This window comes from Streptomyces sp. SID9727 (assembly GCF_010550605.1).
In the GTDB taxonomy this organism is placed as follows: Bacteria; Actinomycetota; Actinomycetes; order Streptomycetales; family Streptomycetaceae; genus Streptomyces.
On the sequence record NZ_JAAGNI010000248.1, the window covers coordinates 1 to 18,294 of the forward strand.

Consider the following 18,294-nt stretch of genomic DNA (forward strand, 5'->3'; position numbering starts at 1 on the left):
GCCCTCCCCGTACACCGCAGGCGCACCCGCGCCCGTCGCCGATCTGCTGCCCCGCGCGCCGCGCGGGTTCCACGGGCGGGGGGCCGAGCTGACCGCGCTGTCGCGGGCGGCGGCCGGGGAGGCGCCCGTCTGTCTGGTCACCGGACCGGCCGGGGTCGGCAAGACCGCGCTGGCACTGCACTGGGCGCGCCGGTCCCCCGCCGCCTTCCCGGACGGGAGGCTCTTCGCGGATCTGCGCGGATTCGGCGAGGCCGCCGAGCCGACCCCGCTCGAAGTGCTGAGGGAGTTCCTGCTCGCGCTCGGCGTCGCGCCCCGCCGGGTGCCGGAGTCCGTGGCCGGAGCGGCAGCGCTGTTCCGCTCGCTCACCGACCGGCTCAGCCTCCTCGTCGTACTGGACGACGCCCGCGATTCCGCGCAGGTCAGGCCGCTGCTGCCGGGCGGCGCGGACTGCGTCACGCTGGTCACCAGCCGGCACCGGCTCGACGGGCTGATCGCCTCGGACGCCGCCGTGCCGGTCCCGGTGGACATACTCGAACCGCCGGACGGCACCGCGCTGCTGGCCGGGGTGCTCGGCGAGGAACGGGTCCTCGCGGAACCGGTGGCGGCCCGGCGGCTCGCCGATCTGTGCGGCGGACTGCCCCTCGCGCTGCGGGTGACGGCCGCCCGGCTGGCGGGCCGCCCGCAGTGGACGCTGGCCGCCATGGCCGACGAACTCGCGGACGAGCGCAGCCGGCTGTCCTATCTGGACGTGGAGGACACCGGCGTCTCGGCCTCCCTGCGGCTCACCGTGCGGCAGCTGCCGCCGGACGCCGTCCACCACCTCGGCCGGCTCGGCCACCACCCGGGCAGCCACTTCGACCCGTACACCGCGGCGGCGCTCGCCGGCAGCGACCCGGTCTCCGCCGGGGCTGCGCTGGAACGGCTCGCCGCCGCCCACCTGGTCACGGAGGCGGGCCCCGGGCGCTGGATACTGCACGACCTGGTGCGGCTGTACGCACGGGGACTCGACCCGGCCGCGGCGCCGGACGCGCTCATCGGCGTGCTGGACCACTACATCGCCACCGCGCTCGCCGCCGCCGACACGGCCGAACCGGGCGGCGAGCCCTGCTTTGTGCTGCCCGACGACTTCCGCGCGCCGGCCGCGACCCGGGACTTCACGGACCGGGCGGAGGCGATGAGCTGGCTGGCCGCCGAGCGCGAGGACCTGACCCTGGCGGCCGCCGCGGCCCGGACCGCCGGGCTCGACGACCGCGCCTGGCGGATCATCCTGCTCCAGTGGCCGCACGTGGTGTGGCGGGTGCGGGACGGCTGGACCCCGGTGCTGGAACTGGCCCTGGCGGCGGCCGCCGCCCGCGAGGACCCGTACGCCGAGTCCCGGGTCCGCAATCTGCTCGGCTGGGTGCTGACGGAGGAGGGCAGGACCGGTGAGGCCGTCGCCATGCTCGAACCCTCGCCCGGTCTCGCCCGGCTGGCCGACGACCGGCTCGGCGAGGCGACCGCGCTCATCAACCTGGCCATCGTGCAGGCCGAGCAGGGCGGGCTGGATCTGGCGATGGAGGGCTGCGAACGGGCCCTCCGGCTGGCCCGGGAGGAGCCCGACGCGCACACGGAGATGCTCGCGCTCCAGCACCTGGCCCGGATGCAGCTGTCGGCGGGCCGCCCGCAGGACGCCCTGGACTCCGCCCGGACCGCCTTCGACCTGGGCCCCGAGCACGAGGAGGCGGCCCGCCGGGTGCTGCTGCTGTCCGTCAGCGGCGAGGCCCGCCTCGCCCTGGGCGCGGAGGAGGAAGGCATCCGGCTCCTGGACGAGGCGGCCACGGAGGCGGAGCGCGCCGGCTACGACGAGGGCGCGCTCCGGGCCCTGGAGGCGCTGCTCCGGGTGACGGCGAGCCCGGACCACGTACGCCGCCGCACCGAGGCGGCCCGCCGCCTGACGGCGGACGGCTGAGGCGGGCCGCTCCCGCCGACGCACAGGCGTCCGCCGTGTCCCCCTATGCGTCCATGCCCGCGAGCACCAGCGGCAGCCGGGCCGCTCCGCCCTCCGTGACGCGGACGGGGACGCCCCAGTCCTGCTGGTGGACGTGGCAGGCCGGGTACTCGTTGGCGGGGTCGTCGTCGCAGGACGCGGCCATCGCGGAGACGTGCAGGACACCCTCGGTGACGCCCTCCGCGAGGACGAGGTCGCGGAAGAGGTCGGTGCCCGCGCCCTCGCCCTCGGCCAGCAGCCCGGGCGGGGTCGAGGAGACCAGCAGCCGCGTCGAGGGACCGTACCGGGTGTCCAGCTTCTGCCCGGCCGGTGCCTGGAAGACGACGTCGAGCCGGAGCGCACCGGGGGCGACCTCGGTGGCGGCCCGCTGGGTGCGGTGCGCCTGCTCGGCGACGCGTACCGCCTCCTCGGGCAGCCGCAGCCGGGTCAGCCGGTGCCGGGCGGACTCCACGACGACGAGGTCGCCGTCCACCAGTACGGCGTCGCTGGGCTCCCGCAGGTCCGTGGCCAGGGTGGTGACCTCACCGCTCGCCGGGTCGTACCGGCGCAGGGCGTGGTTGTACGTGTCGCAGACGGCGACGGACCCGTCGGGCAGGGCGGTGACGCCGAGGGGGTGCTGGAGCAGGGCCTGGCCGGCTGCGCCGTCCCGGTGGCCGAAGTCGAAGAGACCGGTGCCGACGGCGGTGTGCACGGCGCCCTCGCGGTCGACCCAGCGCAGTGCGGACGTCTCCGAGTCGGCGACCCACAGCCGCTCCTCGGTCGCCGCGAGCCCGGACGGCTGGGCGAACCACGCCTCCGGGCCGGGTCCGTCGACCAGGCCCTCGTTGGTGGTCCCGGCCGCGACGCGCACGGTGCCGTCCTCGGGGTCGTACGTCCACAGCTGGTGCACGCCGGCCATGGCGATCCAGAGCCGGCCGCCGAACCAGGCGACGTCCCACGGCGAGGAGAGGTCCACCTCGCGGGCCGGGCCGCTGGTGGGCGCCCCCTGCCACCACTGGCGGCCGGTGCCGGCGAGAGTGGTCGTGGTCCCGGTCGTGAGGTCGAGGGCGCGGAGGGCGTGGTTGACCGTGTCGGCGACCGCGATCCGTCCGTCGGGCAGCGGGGCGAGCCCCTGCGGCTCGCTGAACCGGACCTCGTCCGGCCCGCCGTCCGCGAAGCCGCGGTCACCCGTCCCGAAGTGCCGGCGCACGGTCTCCCCGTCCGGGTCCAGCTCGACCAGCCGGTGCCGGGTGGTGTCGGAGACCAGGAAGCCGCCGTCCGCGAGCAGCAGCGCCTTGCCCGGGAACCGCAGATGCGTGGCCACCGGCTCCGGCGCCACGTACGGACCGTCGCCGCGCCGCAGGGTGCCCTTCGCCGCGTGCTCCGCCTCCAGCTCCTCGACCAGCTTCTCGATGGCGTGGGCGTGGCCCTCGCCGGCGTGCTGGGCGACGACGTAGCCCTCGGGGTCGATGACGACGAGCGTGGGCCAGGCGCGTACGGCGTACTGCTTCCAGGTGGCCAGCTCGGGGTCGTCGAGGACCGGGTGGTGGACCTCGTACCGCTCGACCGCGTCCACGACGGCCTGGTGCTCCGCCTCGTGCACGAACTTCGGCGAGTGCACACCGATGATCACGACGGTGTCGCGGTGCTTCTCCTCCAGCTCGCGCAGCTCGTCGAGAACATGCAGGCAGTTCACACAGCAGAAGGTCCAGAAGTCGAGGATGACGATGCGTCCTCGCAGGTCAGCGAGGGTGTACTGCCGGTCGCCTGTATTGAGCCAGCCGCCCTTGCCGATGAGTTCGGGGGCCCTGACGCGTGCACGTGTTGCCATGAGAACAGTCAACAGCACCGTGGCGTTCCCGCATTCCAGAGGTGGCTCCGGGAACCTGTGAGCCATGAGACTTCTCGTGCGCGAGCGCATTTTCGGCATCGGTGACGACTACTGGATCGAGGACGCGGACGGCCGCAAGGTCTTCCTGGTCGACGGCAAGGCCATGCGGGTGCGCGACACCTTCGAGCTGAAGGACGCGCAGGGCCGGATCCTCGTGGAGATCCGCCAGAAGCTCCTGAGCCTGCGCGACACGATGCTGATCGAGCGGGACGGCGAACAGCTCGCGAAGGTCAAGAAGAAGCACCTTTCGCTGCTGCGGAACCACTACCGCGTGACCCTGGCGGACGGCACCGAGCTGGACGTCAGCGGCAAGATCCTGGACCGCGAGTTCGCGATCGACTACGACGGCGAGCTGCTGGCCCAGATCTCCCGGCGCTGGCTGTCCGTCCGGGACACCTACGGCATCGACATCGTGCGGGACGACGCCGACGCGTCGCTGCTGATCGCGGTGGCGGTGTGCGTGATCGTGCTCGCGGAGAAGGACCACGACGACTGACCGCGCGCCCCGCGCGGGAAGGGCCCTGTTTCACGTGAAACCGTGAACAGGGCCCTTCGCGCGTCAGACCGTGGGCGCGGCCAGCCCGAGTCGCCGGTCCTTCAGCGCCGGGAACTGCTCCCGGGTCGCCGCGACCTTGGCGGTGTCCAGCTCCACGGTCAGCACCTCCTCGCCCGCGCCCGCTTCCGCGAGCACCTCGCCCCACGGGTCCACGGCGAGGGAGTGGCCGGCCTGCTGGATGCCCCCGTGGGTGCCGGCGGAGCCGACGGCCAGGACGTACGACTGGTTCTCGACGGCGCGGGCCTGCGCGAGCAGGGTCCAGTGGGCGCGGCGGCGCTCCGGCCAGCCGGCCGCGACGACCAGGGTTTCGGCGCCGGCGTCGACCAGGCCCCGGAAGAGCTCCGGGAAGCGGAGGTCGTAGCAGGTGGCCAGGCCGAGCGTGGTCTCCGGGAGGGGAACGGTGACCAGGTCCTCGCCGGCGCCCATCATGACGGCCTCGCCCTGGTCGAAGCCGAAGCGGTGGATCTTGCGGTAGGCGGCGGCCCGCTCGCCTTCGGGGGAGAAGACGAGCGTGGTGTTGTAGAGGGTGCCGTCCTCGGCCCGTTCGACGAAGGAGCCGGCGTGCAGCCAGACCCCGGCCTCGGCGGCGGCCTTGGCCATCACCTGGTGCGTCGGCCCCGTCAGCGGCTCGGCCTCGTCCTCGAAGGCCGTGTAGGCGAAGGCTCCGACCGGCCACAACTCGGGGAGGACCACCAGGTCCGCGCCCCGCTGCGACGCCACCAGTGAGGCGGCGCGTTCCCTACGGGAATCGACGGGTTCGTCCGGGTCTACTGCGATCTGGATGAGGGAGGCGCGCACACTACCACCGTCCTGGCATTCGAGCCGTCAACACCGGCCTACGATCGTCACACGAAAGCACTGCCGGGGTGCCTGCTCGCAGCGTAACTTAGCCACCGAACCTCATCGCCGCCCGCAGCCCGCAGCCCGACCGTCCGCGCCCAGTTGCCCATGCACCGCAGAACCGCACGAGGGGTCCCGTGACCGTCCATCCCAGCCTCCAGACCTACGCCGACGCCTGGACCCACTCCATCGAGTCGATAGCCGAGCTGGTGAGCCCGCTCGCCGAGGGGGAGTGGAACGGCCGCACCCCCTGCCCCAACTGGTCCGTGCGCGACATCGTGTCGCACATCATCGGGATGGAGTGCGAGCAGCTCGGCGACCCGCGTCCGATCCACACCCTGCCGCGCGACCTGTTCCACGTGCAGAGCGAGTTCGCCCGCTACATGGAGATGCAGGTCGACGTCCGGCGCCACCACACCGCGCCGGAGATGACCTCCGAGCTGGAGTACACGGTCATCCGCCGCTCCCGGCAGCTGCGGAACGAGACGCGGGACCCGGAGACCATGGTGCGGGCACCGCTGGGCGCCGAGCAGACCCTGGAGACGGCACTGCGGATGCGCGCGTTCGACGTCTGGGTGCACGAGCAGGACCTGCGGACGGCCCTGGGCAGGCCCGGCAACCTGGACTCCCCCGGCGCGCTCGTCACCCGCGACGTCCTGCTGCTGGGGCTGCCGAAGGTGGTGGCCAAGAGGGCGGGCGCACCGGCCGACTCCGCCGTGGTGCTGGACGTGCACGGGCCGCTGGAGTTCATGCGCACCGTGCGGATCGACGCCGAGGGGCACGGTTCGCTGGACGTCGCCCCGTCGCTCGGGCCCGCCGCGACGCTGTCCATGGACTGGGAGACGTACGTACGGCTGGCCTGCGGCCGGGTGCGGCCCGCCGCCGTCGCGGACCGGGTCAAGACCGAGGGCGACCAGGAACTGGCCGACGCCATCCTCCAGCACTTCGCCGTCACCCCGTAACACCACGAGAACCCCGGCACGCAGCGGCGCCCGCCCCCGCGACGGGGGACGGGCGCGCCGCCGTCCGGGGCCGGATCACGCCGGCACGTGGACCGCCTCCACCCGGCTGATCACGTGGTGGTCGCGCTCGCGGCGTGCCGCCCTCGCGCGCAGCCGCAGGATCTGCGCGACGCCCAGCGCCTCCAGGACGAAGACCGACGAGAACGCCACCCGGTAGTTGTCACCGGTCGCGTCCAGCAGCACGCCGACCGCCAGCAACGTGGTCATCGAGGCGACGAAGCCGCCCATGTTGACGATGCCGGACGCGGTGCCCTGGCGCTCGGGCGGGTTGGCCGGGCGGGAGAAGTCGAAGCCGATCATCGAGGCCGGGCCGCACGCCCCGAGCACCACGCACAGGACGACCAGCAGCCACATCGGCGCGTGGTCGCCGGGGTGGAAGATCGTCACCGCCCACAGCGTGGCCGTCGCGCCGACCGTGCCGAGGGCGAGCGGGACGCGGGCCCCGTGGTGACGGGCGATCACCTGCCCGTAGACGAGCCCCAGCGTCATGTTCGAGAGCACCACCAGGGTCAGCAGCTCACCGGCGGTCCCCCGGCCGAGTCCCTGGTCCTCGACCAGGAAGGGCATGCCCCACAGCAGCAGGAACACCATCGCCGGGAACTGCGTGGTGAAGTGCACCCACATCCCGAGCCGGGTCCCGGGCTCCCGCCAGGAGGCGGCGATCTGCTTGCGCACGTACGCCCCGCCGGCGTGCTGGGCGGGCGGCGGCTCGTAGCCCTCGGGGTGGTCCTTGAGGAAGAGGAGGAGCAGCACGAGCACCACGACCCCGGCCAGCGAGCTGCCGACGAAGGTGGTCGTCCAGCCGAAGCCGTGCAGGGCACGGGCGATCACCAGCGTGGAGATCAGGTTGCCCGCCATCCCGAAGAGGGCGGCGACCTGGCCGATCAACGGCCCGCGCCGGGCCGGGAACCAGCGCGTCCCCAGCCGGAGCACGCTGATGAACGTCATCGCGTCGCCGCACCCCAGCAGCGCCCGGGACGCGAGCGCCGTGCCGTACGTGGGGGAGAGCGCGAAGCCGAGCTGGCCGAGGGTGAACAGGACGGCCCCGAGGGCCAGCACCCGCTTGGTGCCGAGCCGGTCGACCATCAGGCCGACGGGTATCTGCATGCCCGCGTACACGAGCAGCTGGAGGATCGAGAAGGTGGAGAGCGCCGAGGCGTTGACGTCGAACCGGTCGGCGGCGTCGAGTCCGGCGACACCGAGGCTGGTCCGGAAGATGATGGCGACGAAGTAGACGGCGACGCCGATGCCCCAGATCCTGACGGCACGCCGGCCGCCGGGCGGGTCACCGGGCAGGGGCAGGGTGGGCGCGGCGGCGGAACTCACCGGTCCTCACCCCGGACCAGCACCTTGACCCGGCCGACGTGGCGGCGCACGACCTGGGCGGCGAACTCCGCGTCACCGGACCTGATCGCCTCCAGCAGCTCGCCGTGCTCCGCGATGTTGGCGGCGATCCTGTCCGGGTGGGCCTCCATCACGGCGACGCCCATCCGCAGCTGGCGGTCGCGCAGCTGGTCGTAGAGGCGGGACAGGATCTCGTTGCCCGCGTGGCGGACGATCTCGGCGTGGAAGCAGCGGTCCTTGACGGAGACGGTGGCCAGGTCGCCGGCGTCGGAGTAGTGCCGCTGCTCCTCCAGGAGCGCTTCCAGCCGGCTGATCAGCTGCGGGGACGCGGGCACCGCCTTGCGGGCGGCGAACTCCTCGACCAGCAGCCGGGTCTCCACCACGTCCGCGATCTCCTGGGCGGAGACGGCGAGCACCAGGGCGCCCTTCTTCGGGTAGAGCTTGATGAGCCCCTCGACCTCGAGGCGCAGCAGCGCCTCGCGCACCGGCGTGCGCGAGACCCCCACGGCCTCGGCGAGACCGCCCTCGGTCAGCAGGGTGCCGCCCTCGTAGCGGCGGTCCAGGACGGCGTCCTTGACGTGCGTGTAGACGCGCTCGGCGGCCGGGGGCTGCTTCGCGGGCGGGGTGAGGGGAGCGGGACCGGGGGACGTGGAGGGTGCGGGGGCTGGCATGCGTACAGCATAGATACAACATGCACGCAAGCGTCCCGCCGTCCACGATGTGGGCGAGGGGCCGGGCCGCTACCGCTCGCGCGCCAGCAGCAGCGTCGTGCTCCCGTCCTCCTCGGCGATGTCCCCGACGTGCCGGAACCCCACCTTCCGCAGGGCCGCCAGCGAGGCCGCGTTGGGCTCGGCCACGGTCGCGTACACCTGGTCCAGGTCCAGCACCTCGAAGCCGTACGCGACGACCGTCCGCGCCAGTTCGGTGCCGAGCCCCTGGCCCCACGCCTCGGGCGCGAGGCCGTAGACCAGCTCGTACCCCTCGACGGCCTTCGCCGGTTTGATCTCCGCGTGGCCGACCGTCCGGCCGTCCCGGCGCACGGCCCAGACGTCGAAGCCCCCGCTGCCGTAGGCGTGCGTGAAGATGCGGGAGAACGTGGTCCGGTACCGCTCCTCGGGCCAGGGCCCGTCGCCCATCCACCGGGAGACGCGGGGGTCCAGGAAGAGGGCGACGAACGCCTCCTCGTCGGCGGGCACATACGGTTCGAGGACCAGGCGTTCGCTGCGCAGGGAGGGCGTCATGCCGGGGGACGCTATCCCAGCCGCTACGCGGACGACCCGTCGTTTTCCACCAGCCGCAGCGCCGGGCGCTGGGGCGCGAACTCGCCGAGGCCGAGCGCCGCCTCACGCCAGTGCGCGGCCAGTTCGAGCAGGCGCTCCTCATCCTGCCGGTAGCCCGGCTCAGGCACGTCCGGCACGGTCCGCCACAGGATCGTCGCGGCGAAGCGGACCGCGTGCAGCGCGGCCGTCGTATGCGCCTCGACCCCGTTCTCGCCCAGCTGCCGCAACGCCTCCAGGCGCTCGGCGAGGGCGAGGAGCTCGCCGTATGCCCTGACGGACTCCTGCGCACGCACGACATCGTCCACGGTTGCCTCCGGCCTCTGGGGCGCTCGGATGTGACGCCGATCGTAGTCCCTGGCCACCGCGCGCCATCGCCGCGCGAACGCCCCGCCGCCCCTGGATGTCGTAAAAAATCACCCACGCGTGGGCCCAACCAAGCGGCGCGGTCGTTCGTCTTATCAGAGCGGCGGCACCCTCATGTGGCCGCCTTCCAGGGGCATTTGGAGCGTTCAACTTGAAACTCGGCATTAAGGGCATAAGGCGCGGTTCGGCAACCGCCACGGTGGCCCTCACGACGGGCGCCCTGATCGCGGGCGGTGCGTTCGCCTCCACGGCGCAGGCCGCCGCGCCCAAGGCGCCCTACTTCGCCAAGGCGCGGGCCGCCGCGCCCAAGGCGCCCTCGATCGTCGCCAAGGGCGGCTTCGTGATGAACAACGGCACCGGAAAGACGCTGTTCACCAAGGCCGCGGACACCCGCCGCTCCACCGGCTCGACGACGAAGATCATGACCGCGCGCGTGGTGCTGGCCCAGAAGGGCCTGAACCTGGACTCCAAGGTCACGATCCAGAAGGCGTACAGCGACTACATCGTCTCCAAGGGCGCGTCCTCGGCGCGGCTGATCGTGGGCGACAAGGTCACCGTGCGCCAGCTGCTCTACGGCCTCATGCTGCCGTCGGGCTGCGACGCCGCGTACGCGCTGGCGGACAAGTTCGGCTCCGGCAAGACGCGCTCGGCACGGGTGAAGTCGTTCATCGGCAAGATGAACAGCACCGCCAAGACCCTCGGTCTGAAGAACACGCACTTCGACTCGTTCGACGGCATAGGGAACGGGTCCAACTACTCGACCCCGCGCGACCTGACGAAGCTCGCGAGCAGCGCGATGAAGTACTCCACCTTCCGCACGGTCGTGAAGACGAAGTCGACCAAGCAGAAGGTCACGACGAAGAGCGGCGGCTACCGCTACATGTCGTGGACCAACACGAACAAGCTGCTGGGCACGTACAGCGGTGCGATCGGCGTGAAGACGGGCTCCGGCCCGGCGTCCAAGTACTGCCTGGTCTTCGCCGCGACCCGCAAGGGCAAGACGGTGATCGGCACGGTCCTGACCTCGTCGTCGGAGACCAACCGCACGTCGGACGCGAAGAAGCTGATGGACTACGGCTTCAAGAAGTAGCCCGTCCGGTACGCGCAGGGCCCCGCACGCCGTCGCGTGCGGGGCCCCTTGCCTTCCCGGCGTCAGGGCGCCTCGCACAGCTCCTGGTCCATGAGCGCGAGCATGGCCTCCTCCGTACCCGGGCCGCCGTCGCTGTTGATGTAGACCGCCGCGCTGCGCCCGCCGCCCCGTGCGGCACCGGCCCAGGTGGTGTAGCCGAGCAGCTCGCCCCGGTGCGCGAAGAAGGTCCCGCCGCAGCTCAGCGGGATCTCGGCGAGGCCCAGTCCGTAGCCCGCGCGGAGCTCGGGCGCGTACTCCGCGTCGGTCATCTCGGCCAGTTGCGCCGGCGCGAGCAGCCTGCCGCCGAGCAGCGCGGCGTAGAAGCGGTTCAGGTCGTGGGCCGTGCTGACGACCGCACCGGAGCCGACTGCCATGCTCGGGTCGAGTGCCGTGACGTCGGTGACCTCTTCGGTGCCGAACGCCGCGTAGCCGTGCGCGTGCGGGCCGGGGATCAGAGGAGAGGCACCGGGCACGGAGGTGCCGCTCAGGGCCAGCGGCCGGATGATGCGCGCCTCCACCTCATGGGCCCAGCTCCGGCCGGTGGCCTTCTCCACGATCATCGCGGCGAGAACGTAGTTGGTGTTCGAGTACGACCACCCCTCGCCGGGCGGGAACTTGGGTGCGTCGCTGACGGCGAGCCGGACCAGTTCGTCCGGGGTGTACGTACGGAACCGCTCGGCGCGGTAACCTGCCGCGCTGTTCAGCGCCGCCACCTCGGGTGCCACCTCCCTGAGACCGCTGGTGTGGTGCAGCAGCTGTCGGACGGTGATGAGACGCCCGTCGTTGCCGTGGCCCTGGACGACGCCCGGCAGCCACCGCTCGACGGTGTCGTCCAGGGACACGCGGCCTTCCCCGACGAGTTGCAGGACGACCGCGGCGGTGAAGGTCTTGGTAGCGCTACCGATCCGGAATCTGCCGTTCCAGGGCATGGGCTTCCTGGTGCCCGCCACGGCCACCCCGGCGCGTGCGGACGACCGGCCGTCCGGCCCGGCCACCTCGGCCAGCACGCCCAGAGCCCCCGTCTCATGGATCGCGTCGACCTGCCGTCGGAGCGCGTCCGCAGGGTGCGGTGGTGCGGCCGTCGCGGGCAGCCCGGCCGCTGTGGTGACGAGGACGGCGGTCAGACCGGCCAGGACGGCGATGCCCCGGCGTCGCCGTAGTAATGCACGCATGATGATCCGTTTCTCTGGGCCGGCACGGTGGTACGCCGTAGCCGGTGGCGGACCCCCATCGCACCAGCCACAGGGGGGCCGGGCCATCCCATGGCCCCCCGGGGTGCCGTAACGGCCACCCCCCGGACCATGCGGGGGCTCTCCCCCGCATCGGCCGCCCCGCAGGCCCTCCTCAGCCCGCGGCCGGAATGAACCGCGTCCCCTCCACCCCGCCGTACCGGTCGATCTCGATCGGCGCCGCGTTCGGCTCGGTCTCGCGGTCCTTGCCCGTGGTGCCGTCCAGAACGACCGGCCGCTCGCCCACCTCCCCGTACAGGGCGCCGTGCCAGAACCCGGTGACCTTCGGCACCGACCGTCCGGAGTGGTCGGGCAGCACCCACGTGTGCCGGAACGTGGTGGCGTCGAAGACCACGATCCCGCGGTCCGACGCGCGGTACCCGTGCTTGGAGCACGCGACCAGCGACCTCGCGTCGTCCAGGCACCGCCAGTCCCGGCTGTCGAAGCTCACCCGCGTCTGCCCGGTCACCGCGTCCACGACCACCGAGCGGTCGCCGAGGTTCGCGCTCAGCAGCTTCGGCGCGGCGTGGGCGGGCTGCCGGGCGTCGGCCACGGTCCACCGCCGCTTCCCCGTCTCCGCGTCGACGCCCAGCAGCCGGCCCTTGGCGTACCCGGTCTCCTCGCCGCCGGCCACGACGCCCTCGGCGAGGTTCAGCGCGCGGTAGTCGCCCTTCTTCCAGCGCACGGCCCCGGTGGCGGGGTCGAGGGCGTACGTGGTGTCCGCGGAGGTGACGATCGCGGTACCGGCGTCCACCCCGACGACCTGCGGCGCGAGGTTCCCGTCGGCGCCGATGGCGATGGCGGCGAGCCCGGTGGAGCTGGGGTCGGGCGGGATCTCGGCCGACCACGTCCGCTTGCCGGTGGCCGTGTCGACGGCCAGCACCTCGATGACGGACCGGTCCGGCATGGTGCCCTCGCCCGGCACCTGGCGCCACCACGCGGCGTAGACGGTCCGGCCGTCGTCCGACACCAGCGGCGCGACCCGCTCGGTTCCGAAGCCGCCCCGCTCCGGCTCGTACTTCGTCTCCGCGTACCACCGGGAGTCGCCGGTCCGGGTGTCGATCGCGTTGATCCCGCCCTCGTCGTCGACGTACGCGACCCCGTCCACCAGCGTCACCGCGGGCCGCAGGGCCTCTCCGCTCGACGTGCTCGGCTGCCCGGAGCCCGTCAGGTCGACCGCGTTCCCCTCGAAGCGCACGGGCGGGTCGTACGCGCGCCGCGCCGGCTTCTCCGAGCCCCCGCCGGCCCTGGGCTCCTCGGTCGCCTTCGCGCCGGGCGCCACGTCACCGCCGCCCCCGCAGCCGGTCAGCGACACCGCCACCACCACGGCCCCGGCCGTGACGACGCCCCATCGGCGTGCCGTCCCTCTCCCGCCCATCGCTCCCCCTGGCTCACTCTTCGCGCTCTCTGCGATGACAACGACCCTAAGGGCTGGGGTGTTTGGCCGCCGAGGCCGCCCGCCGAAATCCGGTGGCAATCCCCCGGCCCGGCCCACTACCGTCCAGCCGGGCCCCTGCCGTGCGCGGTGCGGCCCCGCATCCGCCGTCCCCCGGAAGGGCGTTCCGTTGTACATCGCGTGAGACCTCCCCACTGCTGAACGGCCGCGCGTCGCACCCTGTGCGCCGTGCCGCTTCCCGCTGCGGATTTCTCACACGGAAACCGGTGTACACCTGTGCTCATCCATTGGGCCGTCATGCCCACACGCCTGCCCCTCGTCCTGCGCCGCTGCCACGCCTGCGCGTCCGGCACCTTCCGGGCGCACGGCAAGTTCCGCGTCAACGCGCACCACAAGCTGCTCGACGCCTGGCTCCTCGCGCTCTGCACGGGGTGCGGGGACACCACCAAGGTCACGATCCTGGAGCGCGCGCACGTCCGCTCGGTACGACCTGAGCTGCTGGACCGGATGCACGCCAACGACCCGTCCCTGGCGGGCGAACTCCTTCAGGACGGCGTCGTGCGGCGCCGCAACCGCATCGCCCTCGACTGGACGGGCGCCTGGCGCCTGGACACCGGGGGCGCGGATCACCTGGACCGCGAGGTGGCCGAGGTGTCCGTCCGCTTCGAAGCCCCCGTCCCCGTCCGCCCGCTGCGCCTGATCGCGGACGGCTTCGGCCTCTCCCGGGCGGGGGCGGAACACCTGCTGGCCGAGGGGAACCTCGTCTCGCCGGTCCGCCTGACCGGGCGGACGACGACGGACTTCGGCTTTCTGCTGAAGCGGTGAGGCGGTGAAGCGGTGAGGCGGCGGGGGCCGGTTTCCGCGAGGGCGCCGGCCCCCGCCCTCAGTGCGCCGCCAGCCGCCCGACGAGCCCGATCGCGCGGGCCAGCAACTCGCGCTCCTTATCGCTCAGTTCCGCGTCGATCGCGCGGGCCAGCCAGTCGGCCCGGCGGTCCCGCTCCTCCTCCAAGAGGGCGCGCCCGGCCTCCGACAGCTCGACCAGGCTCTTGCGGCCGTCGGTGGGATGCGCACGGCGGGTGATCAGCCCCTGGTCCATCAGCAGTCCGACCGCGCGCGCCATGGACTGCGGCCGCACCCGCTGGTTGGCGGCGAGCTCGCTGGTGGTCAGGGCGCCGTTACGGTCCAGCTCGCCGAGCACGGCCACCTGGCCGAGCGGCATCTGGTCCTCAAGCTTCACGCGGCGGGTGAGCTTGCCCATCGCTGTGCGCAGCTCGGCGGCGATGGAGGCGGATTCCGGGAGGGGCATACCGCACTTTAGCGCGGGGGCGGTAGCAGGACCGGTGACTGCACAGCAGAACTGTTCAGCGTAACTACACAGCTTTACTGAACAGCATTGCTGTAGAGTTACTGCCGCCGGGTCCCGCGCCACCGTCGTCGCAGCCGGACCGCGGCACGCGACAAGGGAAGGACTCCCATGACCGCCATCACCTCCGTCACCGGCCGCCGCGTCCTGGACAGCCGGGGCAACCCCACCGTCGAGGTGGACGTGGAGCTGTCGGACGGCTCGCTCGGCCGGGCCGCGGTCCCCTCCGGGGCGTCGACCGGCGCCCGCGAGGCCGTCGAACTGCGCGACGGCGACCCGGCCCGCTGGCACGGCAAGGGCGTGGACCGGGCCGTGCACCACGTCAACACGGAGCTCACCGAGGCCGTCATCGGCCGGGACGCGGAGGACCAGGCGGGGCTGGACGCCGCGCTCGTCGCGGCGGACGGCACCGCCACGAAGTCCCGGCTCGGCGCCAACGCGATCCTGGGCGTCTCGCTGGCCGCCGCCAAGGCCGCGGCGGCGGCGCACCGCCTGCCGCTCTACCGCTACCTGGGCGGGCCGGACGCCCGGCTGCTGCCCGTACCGATGATGAACATCGTCAACGGGGGCGCCCACGCCGACAACCCGCTGGACTTCCAGGAGTTCATGATCGCCCCGATCGGCGCGGAGACCTTCGCCGAGGCGGTCCGCATGGGCTCGGAAATCTTCCACACCCTGCGCCGCGACCTGCTCGCCGCCGGCCACTCCACGGGCGTCGGCGACGAGGGCGGCTTCGCGCCCGCCCTCCGTACGGCGGAGGAGGCGCTGGACTTCGTCGTGGCGGCCGTCGAGCGCACGGGGTACCGGCCCGGCACGGACATCGGGCTGGTCATGGACCCGGCGACGTCGGAGTTCTTCCGCGACGGGGTGTACGACTACGCGGGCGAAGGCGTACGCCGCACCCCCTCGGAGCACGCGGACCACCTGGTGAAGCTGATCGACGCCTACCCCGTCGTGTCGGTCGAGGACGCGATGGCCGAGGACGACCTGGACGGCTGGCGCGAGCTGACCGCCCGCGTGGGTGACCGCTGCCAGCTGACGGGCGACGACGTGTTCTGCACGAACGACGCGCTGCTCCGCGAGGGCATCGCCTCCGGGGTCGCCAACTCGATCCTGGTGAAGGTCAACCAGATCGGCACCCTGACGGAGGCGATGACCACGGTGTCCACCGCGCACCGCGCCGGCTACACGGTCGTCATGTCGCACCGCTCGGGCGAGACGGAGGACACCACGATCGCGGACCTGGCGGTCGCCACGGGCTGCGGCCAGATCAAGACGGGCTCCCTGTCCCGGTCCGACCGCACCGCGAAGTACAACCAGCTGATCCGCATCGAGGAGGAGCTGGGCGCGAGCGCCCGGTACGCGGGCACCGAGGCGCTGGGCCGCCGCCGGACAGGCCACTAGGGCGTGTTTCGAAAGTAGCGCCGTCCGCCCGTAGGGCGGGTCCGGCGTACGGGCGGACGGCGCTACTTTCGAAACACGCCCTAGGCCGATCAGTACGCCGAGGTCGTGTGCGTACCCGACTCGTCGTAGCCGATGACGTCGGAGGCGTAACCGGCGGCCCAGGAGGTGTAGCCCGCGTCGTTCAGCATCGCGCTGAAGCAGTACTCCTGGCCGTTGGCGGCGATGCTCGGGCCGCCGCACCACTGGGTGGTGCCGTCCTGGACGCGGTTGACGTAACCGCCGAAGTTCGGGCCGTCCGAGAAGACCCGGACCCAGGTGGTGCGGCAGGCGGTGCTGTAGCGCAGCTCGACGGTGCCGACCTGGGCACCCTTCGCGTACAGCGCCCTGGAGGCGGCGGTGATGGCGCTCGCCGAGCAGCCGGAGGAGATCGGGTCCTGGCCGTCGTAACTCGCGGCGGAGGCCGAGCCGGTGAAGCCGGTGGCGAGGGCGGCGGACGCGACGGCGATCACGGCCGTCCGCCCGAAGAGCGTCTGGGTGCGCATGGATACTCCCTGGATGAGTGCGGTGGATCAGTAGGAGCCGGTGATGGTCTGGTCCCAGCCGTAGCGGCCGCGCGCGGTGGCGTACCCCTCGGCGCAGGAGAGGTATCCGGCGTCGTTGAGCATGGGGCGGCTACGGGACCGGCGCATCGGGGCGCCGAGGGAACGGCCCTCGGCCGGCGTCCGCCCGAGCAGCCGACGGCCGCTCACGACGACGACGCTGGCACGCCGCAGCGGGCCCGTTCCAGCGGCTCACGTCCCTGGGACGCGGGCCGGTGTCCCAGGGACGCCGTCCCGTCGGGCCCGCCGCGGGACGGGACGGGAAGCGGTGGATCGGCCGCCGCCGGCCGTGCCACGGTGCCCCCACATCCACCCCGTTCCCGGAGGACCCTCCATGCAGCTCGCCCGCACCCTCAAGCACGCGACCGCCGTGGCGGCGGCCGTCACCGGACTCACCCTCGCCCTGACCGGCTCCGCCCACGCGGCGGCGCAGGACGGCGCCGACCCCATGTCGTCCGGCTGCGCCTCGGGGGCGTACACCGCCCGCTCGCAGGCCCTGTACGTCAACGGCGCCCGGGTCGGCACCGTGGAACTGCGCTACAGCCCGTCGTGCCGGACGGTCTGGGCGCGGGTCTGGTCCGACGGCAGCAGCCTCTACGCCAGAGTGGTCCGCGACCAGGACAACGCCGGGGAGTACTGCGGCACCCCGCGCTACGACAGCGCGTCCGGCCAGTACTCCTGCTACACCCCGATGCTCAACGACGCCGACTACACCTCGTACGCGGTGGGCGGCGCCTCCGAGAGCTCCGGACGCATCGGCAGCGCGCTCGGGTACACCAGCAGCTTCTGAGCCGGCCGCCGCACGCTCCGAGGCGGGTCGGCACCCTGGCGACCCCGGCCGCAGGTGCGTAACATCCGGTCGGTCCGGGCCCCTTGAGCCTCGTGAGCCTCAGGGGCCACGGCAGGAACGGTCACACGACCCCAAGGGGGACCAGGGTGTCAGCGCTTCCCACGATCATCGTCGTCGTCTTTCTCGTCCTGCTGGTGATCTGGATCATCTCGGCGTTCACCGGCGGGCGCGGGGGCCGTTGAGCCGTAGGCCTCCGCTTCCGGGGCACACGCCTCCCATGACCTCATCGCGGAGCGAAGCGAAGGGCCGGGCGGTCCTGGCCGGGTGCGCGCTGCTGGTGCTGTCCGCCTGCGGCCACGACGGCCCGGACGCGCGGGGAGCGGAATTCCGGACGGCCGCCCTCGCCCAGGACACCCGGCTCGTCATCACCACTCAGGGCGGCGTACGGGTCGTCGGGACGGACGGGGACCACGTCACGGTGGACGACTCGGTCCTCGCGCACGGGGACGACGGGGACGGGGACGTGTACACCCTGGACCTGCCGTGCGACGAGCGCGACGACCGGGCCCGGGACAACTGCGGCGGCATGCCGCTCGTCCGCGTACCCGCCGGCGTCACACTCACCGTGCGGGCGCGCAACGCCGGGATCGACGTCAGCAACGTACGGGGCGGGCTGAACCTCAGCACCGTCAACGGTGACGTCACCGTGCAGGACGCGGGCACGAAGGACGCCCGCCAGCACCTGGTGACCCGGAACGGATCCGTCCGCGCGACCGGCCTCCGGGGCACCGGCATCGACGCCGAAACGGTCAACGGCGACGTCGACGTACGCTGCGCCACCGCCCCGGACACGCTCAGCGGCATCACCCGCAACGGCTCCGCGCGTGTCACCCTCCCGGCCGACGCCCCCGCGTACGCGACCGACGCGCACACCGTCAATGGCCGCTCGACCACGGACATCCCGGCGGCCGAGGCCACGGACCACACGCGCCGCCTCACTCTCCGCACCGTCAACGGCGACACGGAGGCCCGGCGGGGGTAGGGGCGCCGCAGGCCAGGACAACGCAGCCTTTCGCTCGTATATTCGTGAAATGCGGTTTATGGGCATCACGCCTTTCCTCC

19 protein-coding genes are annotated in these 18,294 nt (G+C 72.9%); 8 read left to right on the plus strand and 11 right to left on the minus strand.

From position 1 onward, the window contains the following. A partial coding sequence (locus tag G3I41_RS15980) for a tetratricopeptide repeat protein (protein ID WP_164400883.1) occupies positions 1 to 1,948 on the plus strand: 1,948 nt, incomplete at its 5' end. A gap of 43 nt (positions 1,949 to 1,991) precedes the next feature. Here G3I41_RS15980 and G3I41_RS15985 read toward each other — a convergent pair. Then, positions 1,992 to 3,797: an NHL domain-containing thioredoxin family protein gene (locus G3I41_RS15985; protein WP_164400884.1), complete on the minus strand. Its 1,806-nt coding sequence runs from the start codon at positions 3,795 to 3,797 to the stop codon at positions 1,992 to 1,994. 64 nt (positions 3,798 to 3,861) lie between these two features. Between G3I41_RS15985 and G3I41_RS15990 the strand changes: the two genes are divergently transcribed. Next, positions 3,862 to 4,353, plus strand: a complete 492-nt coding sequence (locus G3I41_RS15990; RefSeq protein ID WP_164400885.1) for an LURP-one-related family protein — start codon at positions 3,862 to 3,864, stop codon at positions 4,351 to 4,353. Positions 4,354 to 4,416: 63 nt separating this feature from the next. On the opposite strand, the gene G3I41_RS15995 is transcribed toward G3I41_RS15990, so the two are convergent. Further along, positions 4,417 to 5,211, minus strand: coding sequence for a carbon-nitrogen family hydrolase (locus G3I41_RS15995; protein WP_164400886.1), 795 nt, complete (start codon positions 5,209 to 5,211; stop codon positions 4,417 to 4,419). A 179-nt stretch (positions 5,212 to 5,390) separates the two neighbouring features. Here G3I41_RS15995 and G3I41_RS16000 point away from each other — a divergent pair, with 179 nt between their 5' ends. Next, on the plus strand, positions 5,391 to 6,215 hold the full coding sequence (locus G3I41_RS16000) for a maleylpyruvate isomerase family mycothiol-dependent enzyme (RefSeq protein ID WP_164400887.1): 825 nt from the start codon (positions 5,391 to 5,393) through the stop codon (positions 6,213 to 6,215). Between the two features lie 75 nt (positions 6,216 to 6,290). Here the strand turns inward: G3I41_RS16000 and G3I41_RS16005 are convergent, their stop codons facing one another. The 4 genes from G3I41_RS16005 to G3I41_RS16020 all read right to left on the minus strand — a co-directional run bounded on the left by G3I41_RS16005 (position 6,291) and on the right by G3I41_RS16020 (position 9,204). Further along, positions 6,291 to 7,601, minus strand: coding sequence for an MFS transporter (locus G3I41_RS16005; RefSeq protein ID WP_164400888.1), 1,311 nt, complete (start codon positions 7,599 to 7,601; stop codon positions 6,291 to 6,293). Continuing rightward, a complete protein-coding gene (locus G3I41_RS16010; protein WP_164400889.1) occupies positions 7,598 to 8,290 on the minus strand; it encodes a GntR family transcriptional regulator in 693 nt (230 codons plus the stop codon). Before G3I41_RS16010 ends, G3I41_RS16005 begins: the two co-directional genes overlap by 4 nt. 69 nt (positions 8,291 to 8,359) lie before the next feature. Next, on the minus strand, positions 8,360 to 8,860 hold the full coding sequence (locus tag G3I41_RS16015) for a GNAT family N-acetyltransferase (protein ID WP_164400890.1): 501 nt from the start codon (positions 8,858 to 8,860) through the stop codon (positions 8,360 to 8,362). A gap of 23 nt (positions 8,861 to 8,883) precedes the next feature. Further along, positions 8,884 to 9,204 carry a hypothetical protein gene (locus G3I41_RS16020; RefSeq protein ID WP_164400891.1) on the minus strand — a complete coding sequence of 107 codons (321 nt, stop codon included), beginning with the start codon at positions 9,202 to 9,204 and terminating at the stop codon, positions 8,884 to 8,886. Between the two features lie 209 nt (positions 9,205 to 9,413). Between G3I41_RS16020 and G3I41_RS16025 the strand changes: the two genes are divergently transcribed. Then, positions 9,414 to 10,352: a serine hydrolase gene (locus G3I41_RS16025; protein WP_203601152.1), complete on the plus strand. Its 939-nt coding sequence runs from the start codon at positions 9,414 to 9,416 to the stop codon at positions 10,350 to 10,352. A gap of 62 nt (positions 10,353 to 10,414) precedes the next feature. Here the strand turns inward: G3I41_RS16025 and G3I41_RS16030 are convergent, their stop codons facing one another. Together G3I41_RS16030 and G3I41_RS16035 are read right to left on the minus strand one after the other, a co-directional pair. Continuing rightward, positions 10,415 to 11,563, minus strand: a complete 1,149-nt coding sequence (locus tag G3I41_RS16030; protein WP_164400892.1) for a serine hydrolase domain-containing protein — start codon at positions 11,561 to 11,563, stop codon at positions 10,415 to 10,417. A 172-nt stretch (positions 11,564 to 11,735) separates the two neighbouring features. Continuing rightward, positions 11,736 to 12,998, minus strand: coding sequence for a PQQ-binding-like beta-propeller repeat protein (locus G3I41_RS16035; protein ID WP_203601154.1), 1,263 nt, complete (start codon positions 12,996 to 12,998; stop codon positions 11,736 to 11,738). A gap of 294 nt (positions 12,999 to 13,292) precedes the next feature. Here G3I41_RS16035 and G3I41_RS16040 point away from each other — a divergent pair, with 294 nt between their 5' ends. After that, positions 13,293 to 13,841 (plus strand): DUF1062 domain-containing protein, encoded by a 549-nt coding sequence (locus G3I41_RS16040; protein ID WP_164400893.1) that lies wholly within the window; start codon positions 13,293 to 13,295, stop codon positions 13,839 to 13,841. 58 nt (positions 13,842 to 13,899) lie between these two features. Here the strand turns inward: G3I41_RS16040 and G3I41_RS16045 are convergent, their stop codons facing one another. Beyond that, positions 13,900 to 14,322 (minus strand): MarR family transcriptional regulator, encoded by a 423-nt coding sequence (locus G3I41_RS16045; RefSeq protein ID WP_164400894.1) that lies wholly within the window; start codon positions 14,320 to 14,322, stop codon positions 13,900 to 13,902. Between the two features lie 168 nt (positions 14,323 to 14,490). Here G3I41_RS16045 and eno point away from each other — a divergent pair, with 168 nt between their 5' ends. Beyond that, the gene (gene eno, locus G3I41_RS16050; RefSeq protein WP_164400895.1) at positions 14,491 to 15,783 is read left to right on the plus strand and encodes a phosphopyruvate hydratase; all 1,293 of its coding nucleotides are present in this window, start codon (positions 14,491 to 14,493) and stop codon (positions 15,781 to 15,783) included. A gap of 89 nt (positions 15,784 to 15,872) precedes the next feature. Here eno and G3I41_RS16055 read toward each other — a convergent pair whose 3' ends face one another. After that, positions 15,873 to 16,325, minus strand: coding sequence for a DUF2690 domain-containing protein (locus G3I41_RS16055; RefSeq protein ID WP_164400896.1), 453 nt, complete (start codon positions 16,323 to 16,325; stop codon positions 15,873 to 15,875). A gap of 27 nt (positions 16,326 to 16,352) precedes the next feature. Next, positions 16,353 to 16,532, minus strand: coding sequence for a hypothetical protein (locus G3I41_RS16060; protein WP_164400897.1), 180 nt, complete (start codon positions 16,530 to 16,532; stop codon positions 16,353 to 16,355). A 184-nt stretch (positions 16,533 to 16,716) separates the two neighbouring features. Between G3I41_RS16060 and G3I41_RS16065 the strand changes: the two genes are divergently transcribed. Beyond that, a complete protein-coding gene (locus G3I41_RS16065) occupies positions 16,717 to 17,172 on the plus strand; it encodes a DUF2690 domain-containing protein (RefSeq protein WP_164400899.1) in 456 nt (151 codons plus the stop codon). A gap of 277 nt (positions 17,173 to 17,449) precedes the next feature. Then, positions 17,450 to 18,214, plus strand: coding sequence for a DUF4097 family beta strand repeat-containing protein (locus tag G3I41_RS16070; protein WP_164400900.1), 765 nt, complete (start codon positions 17,450 to 17,452; stop codon positions 18,212 to 18,214). Positions 18,215 to 18,294: the final 80 nt, after the last annotated feature.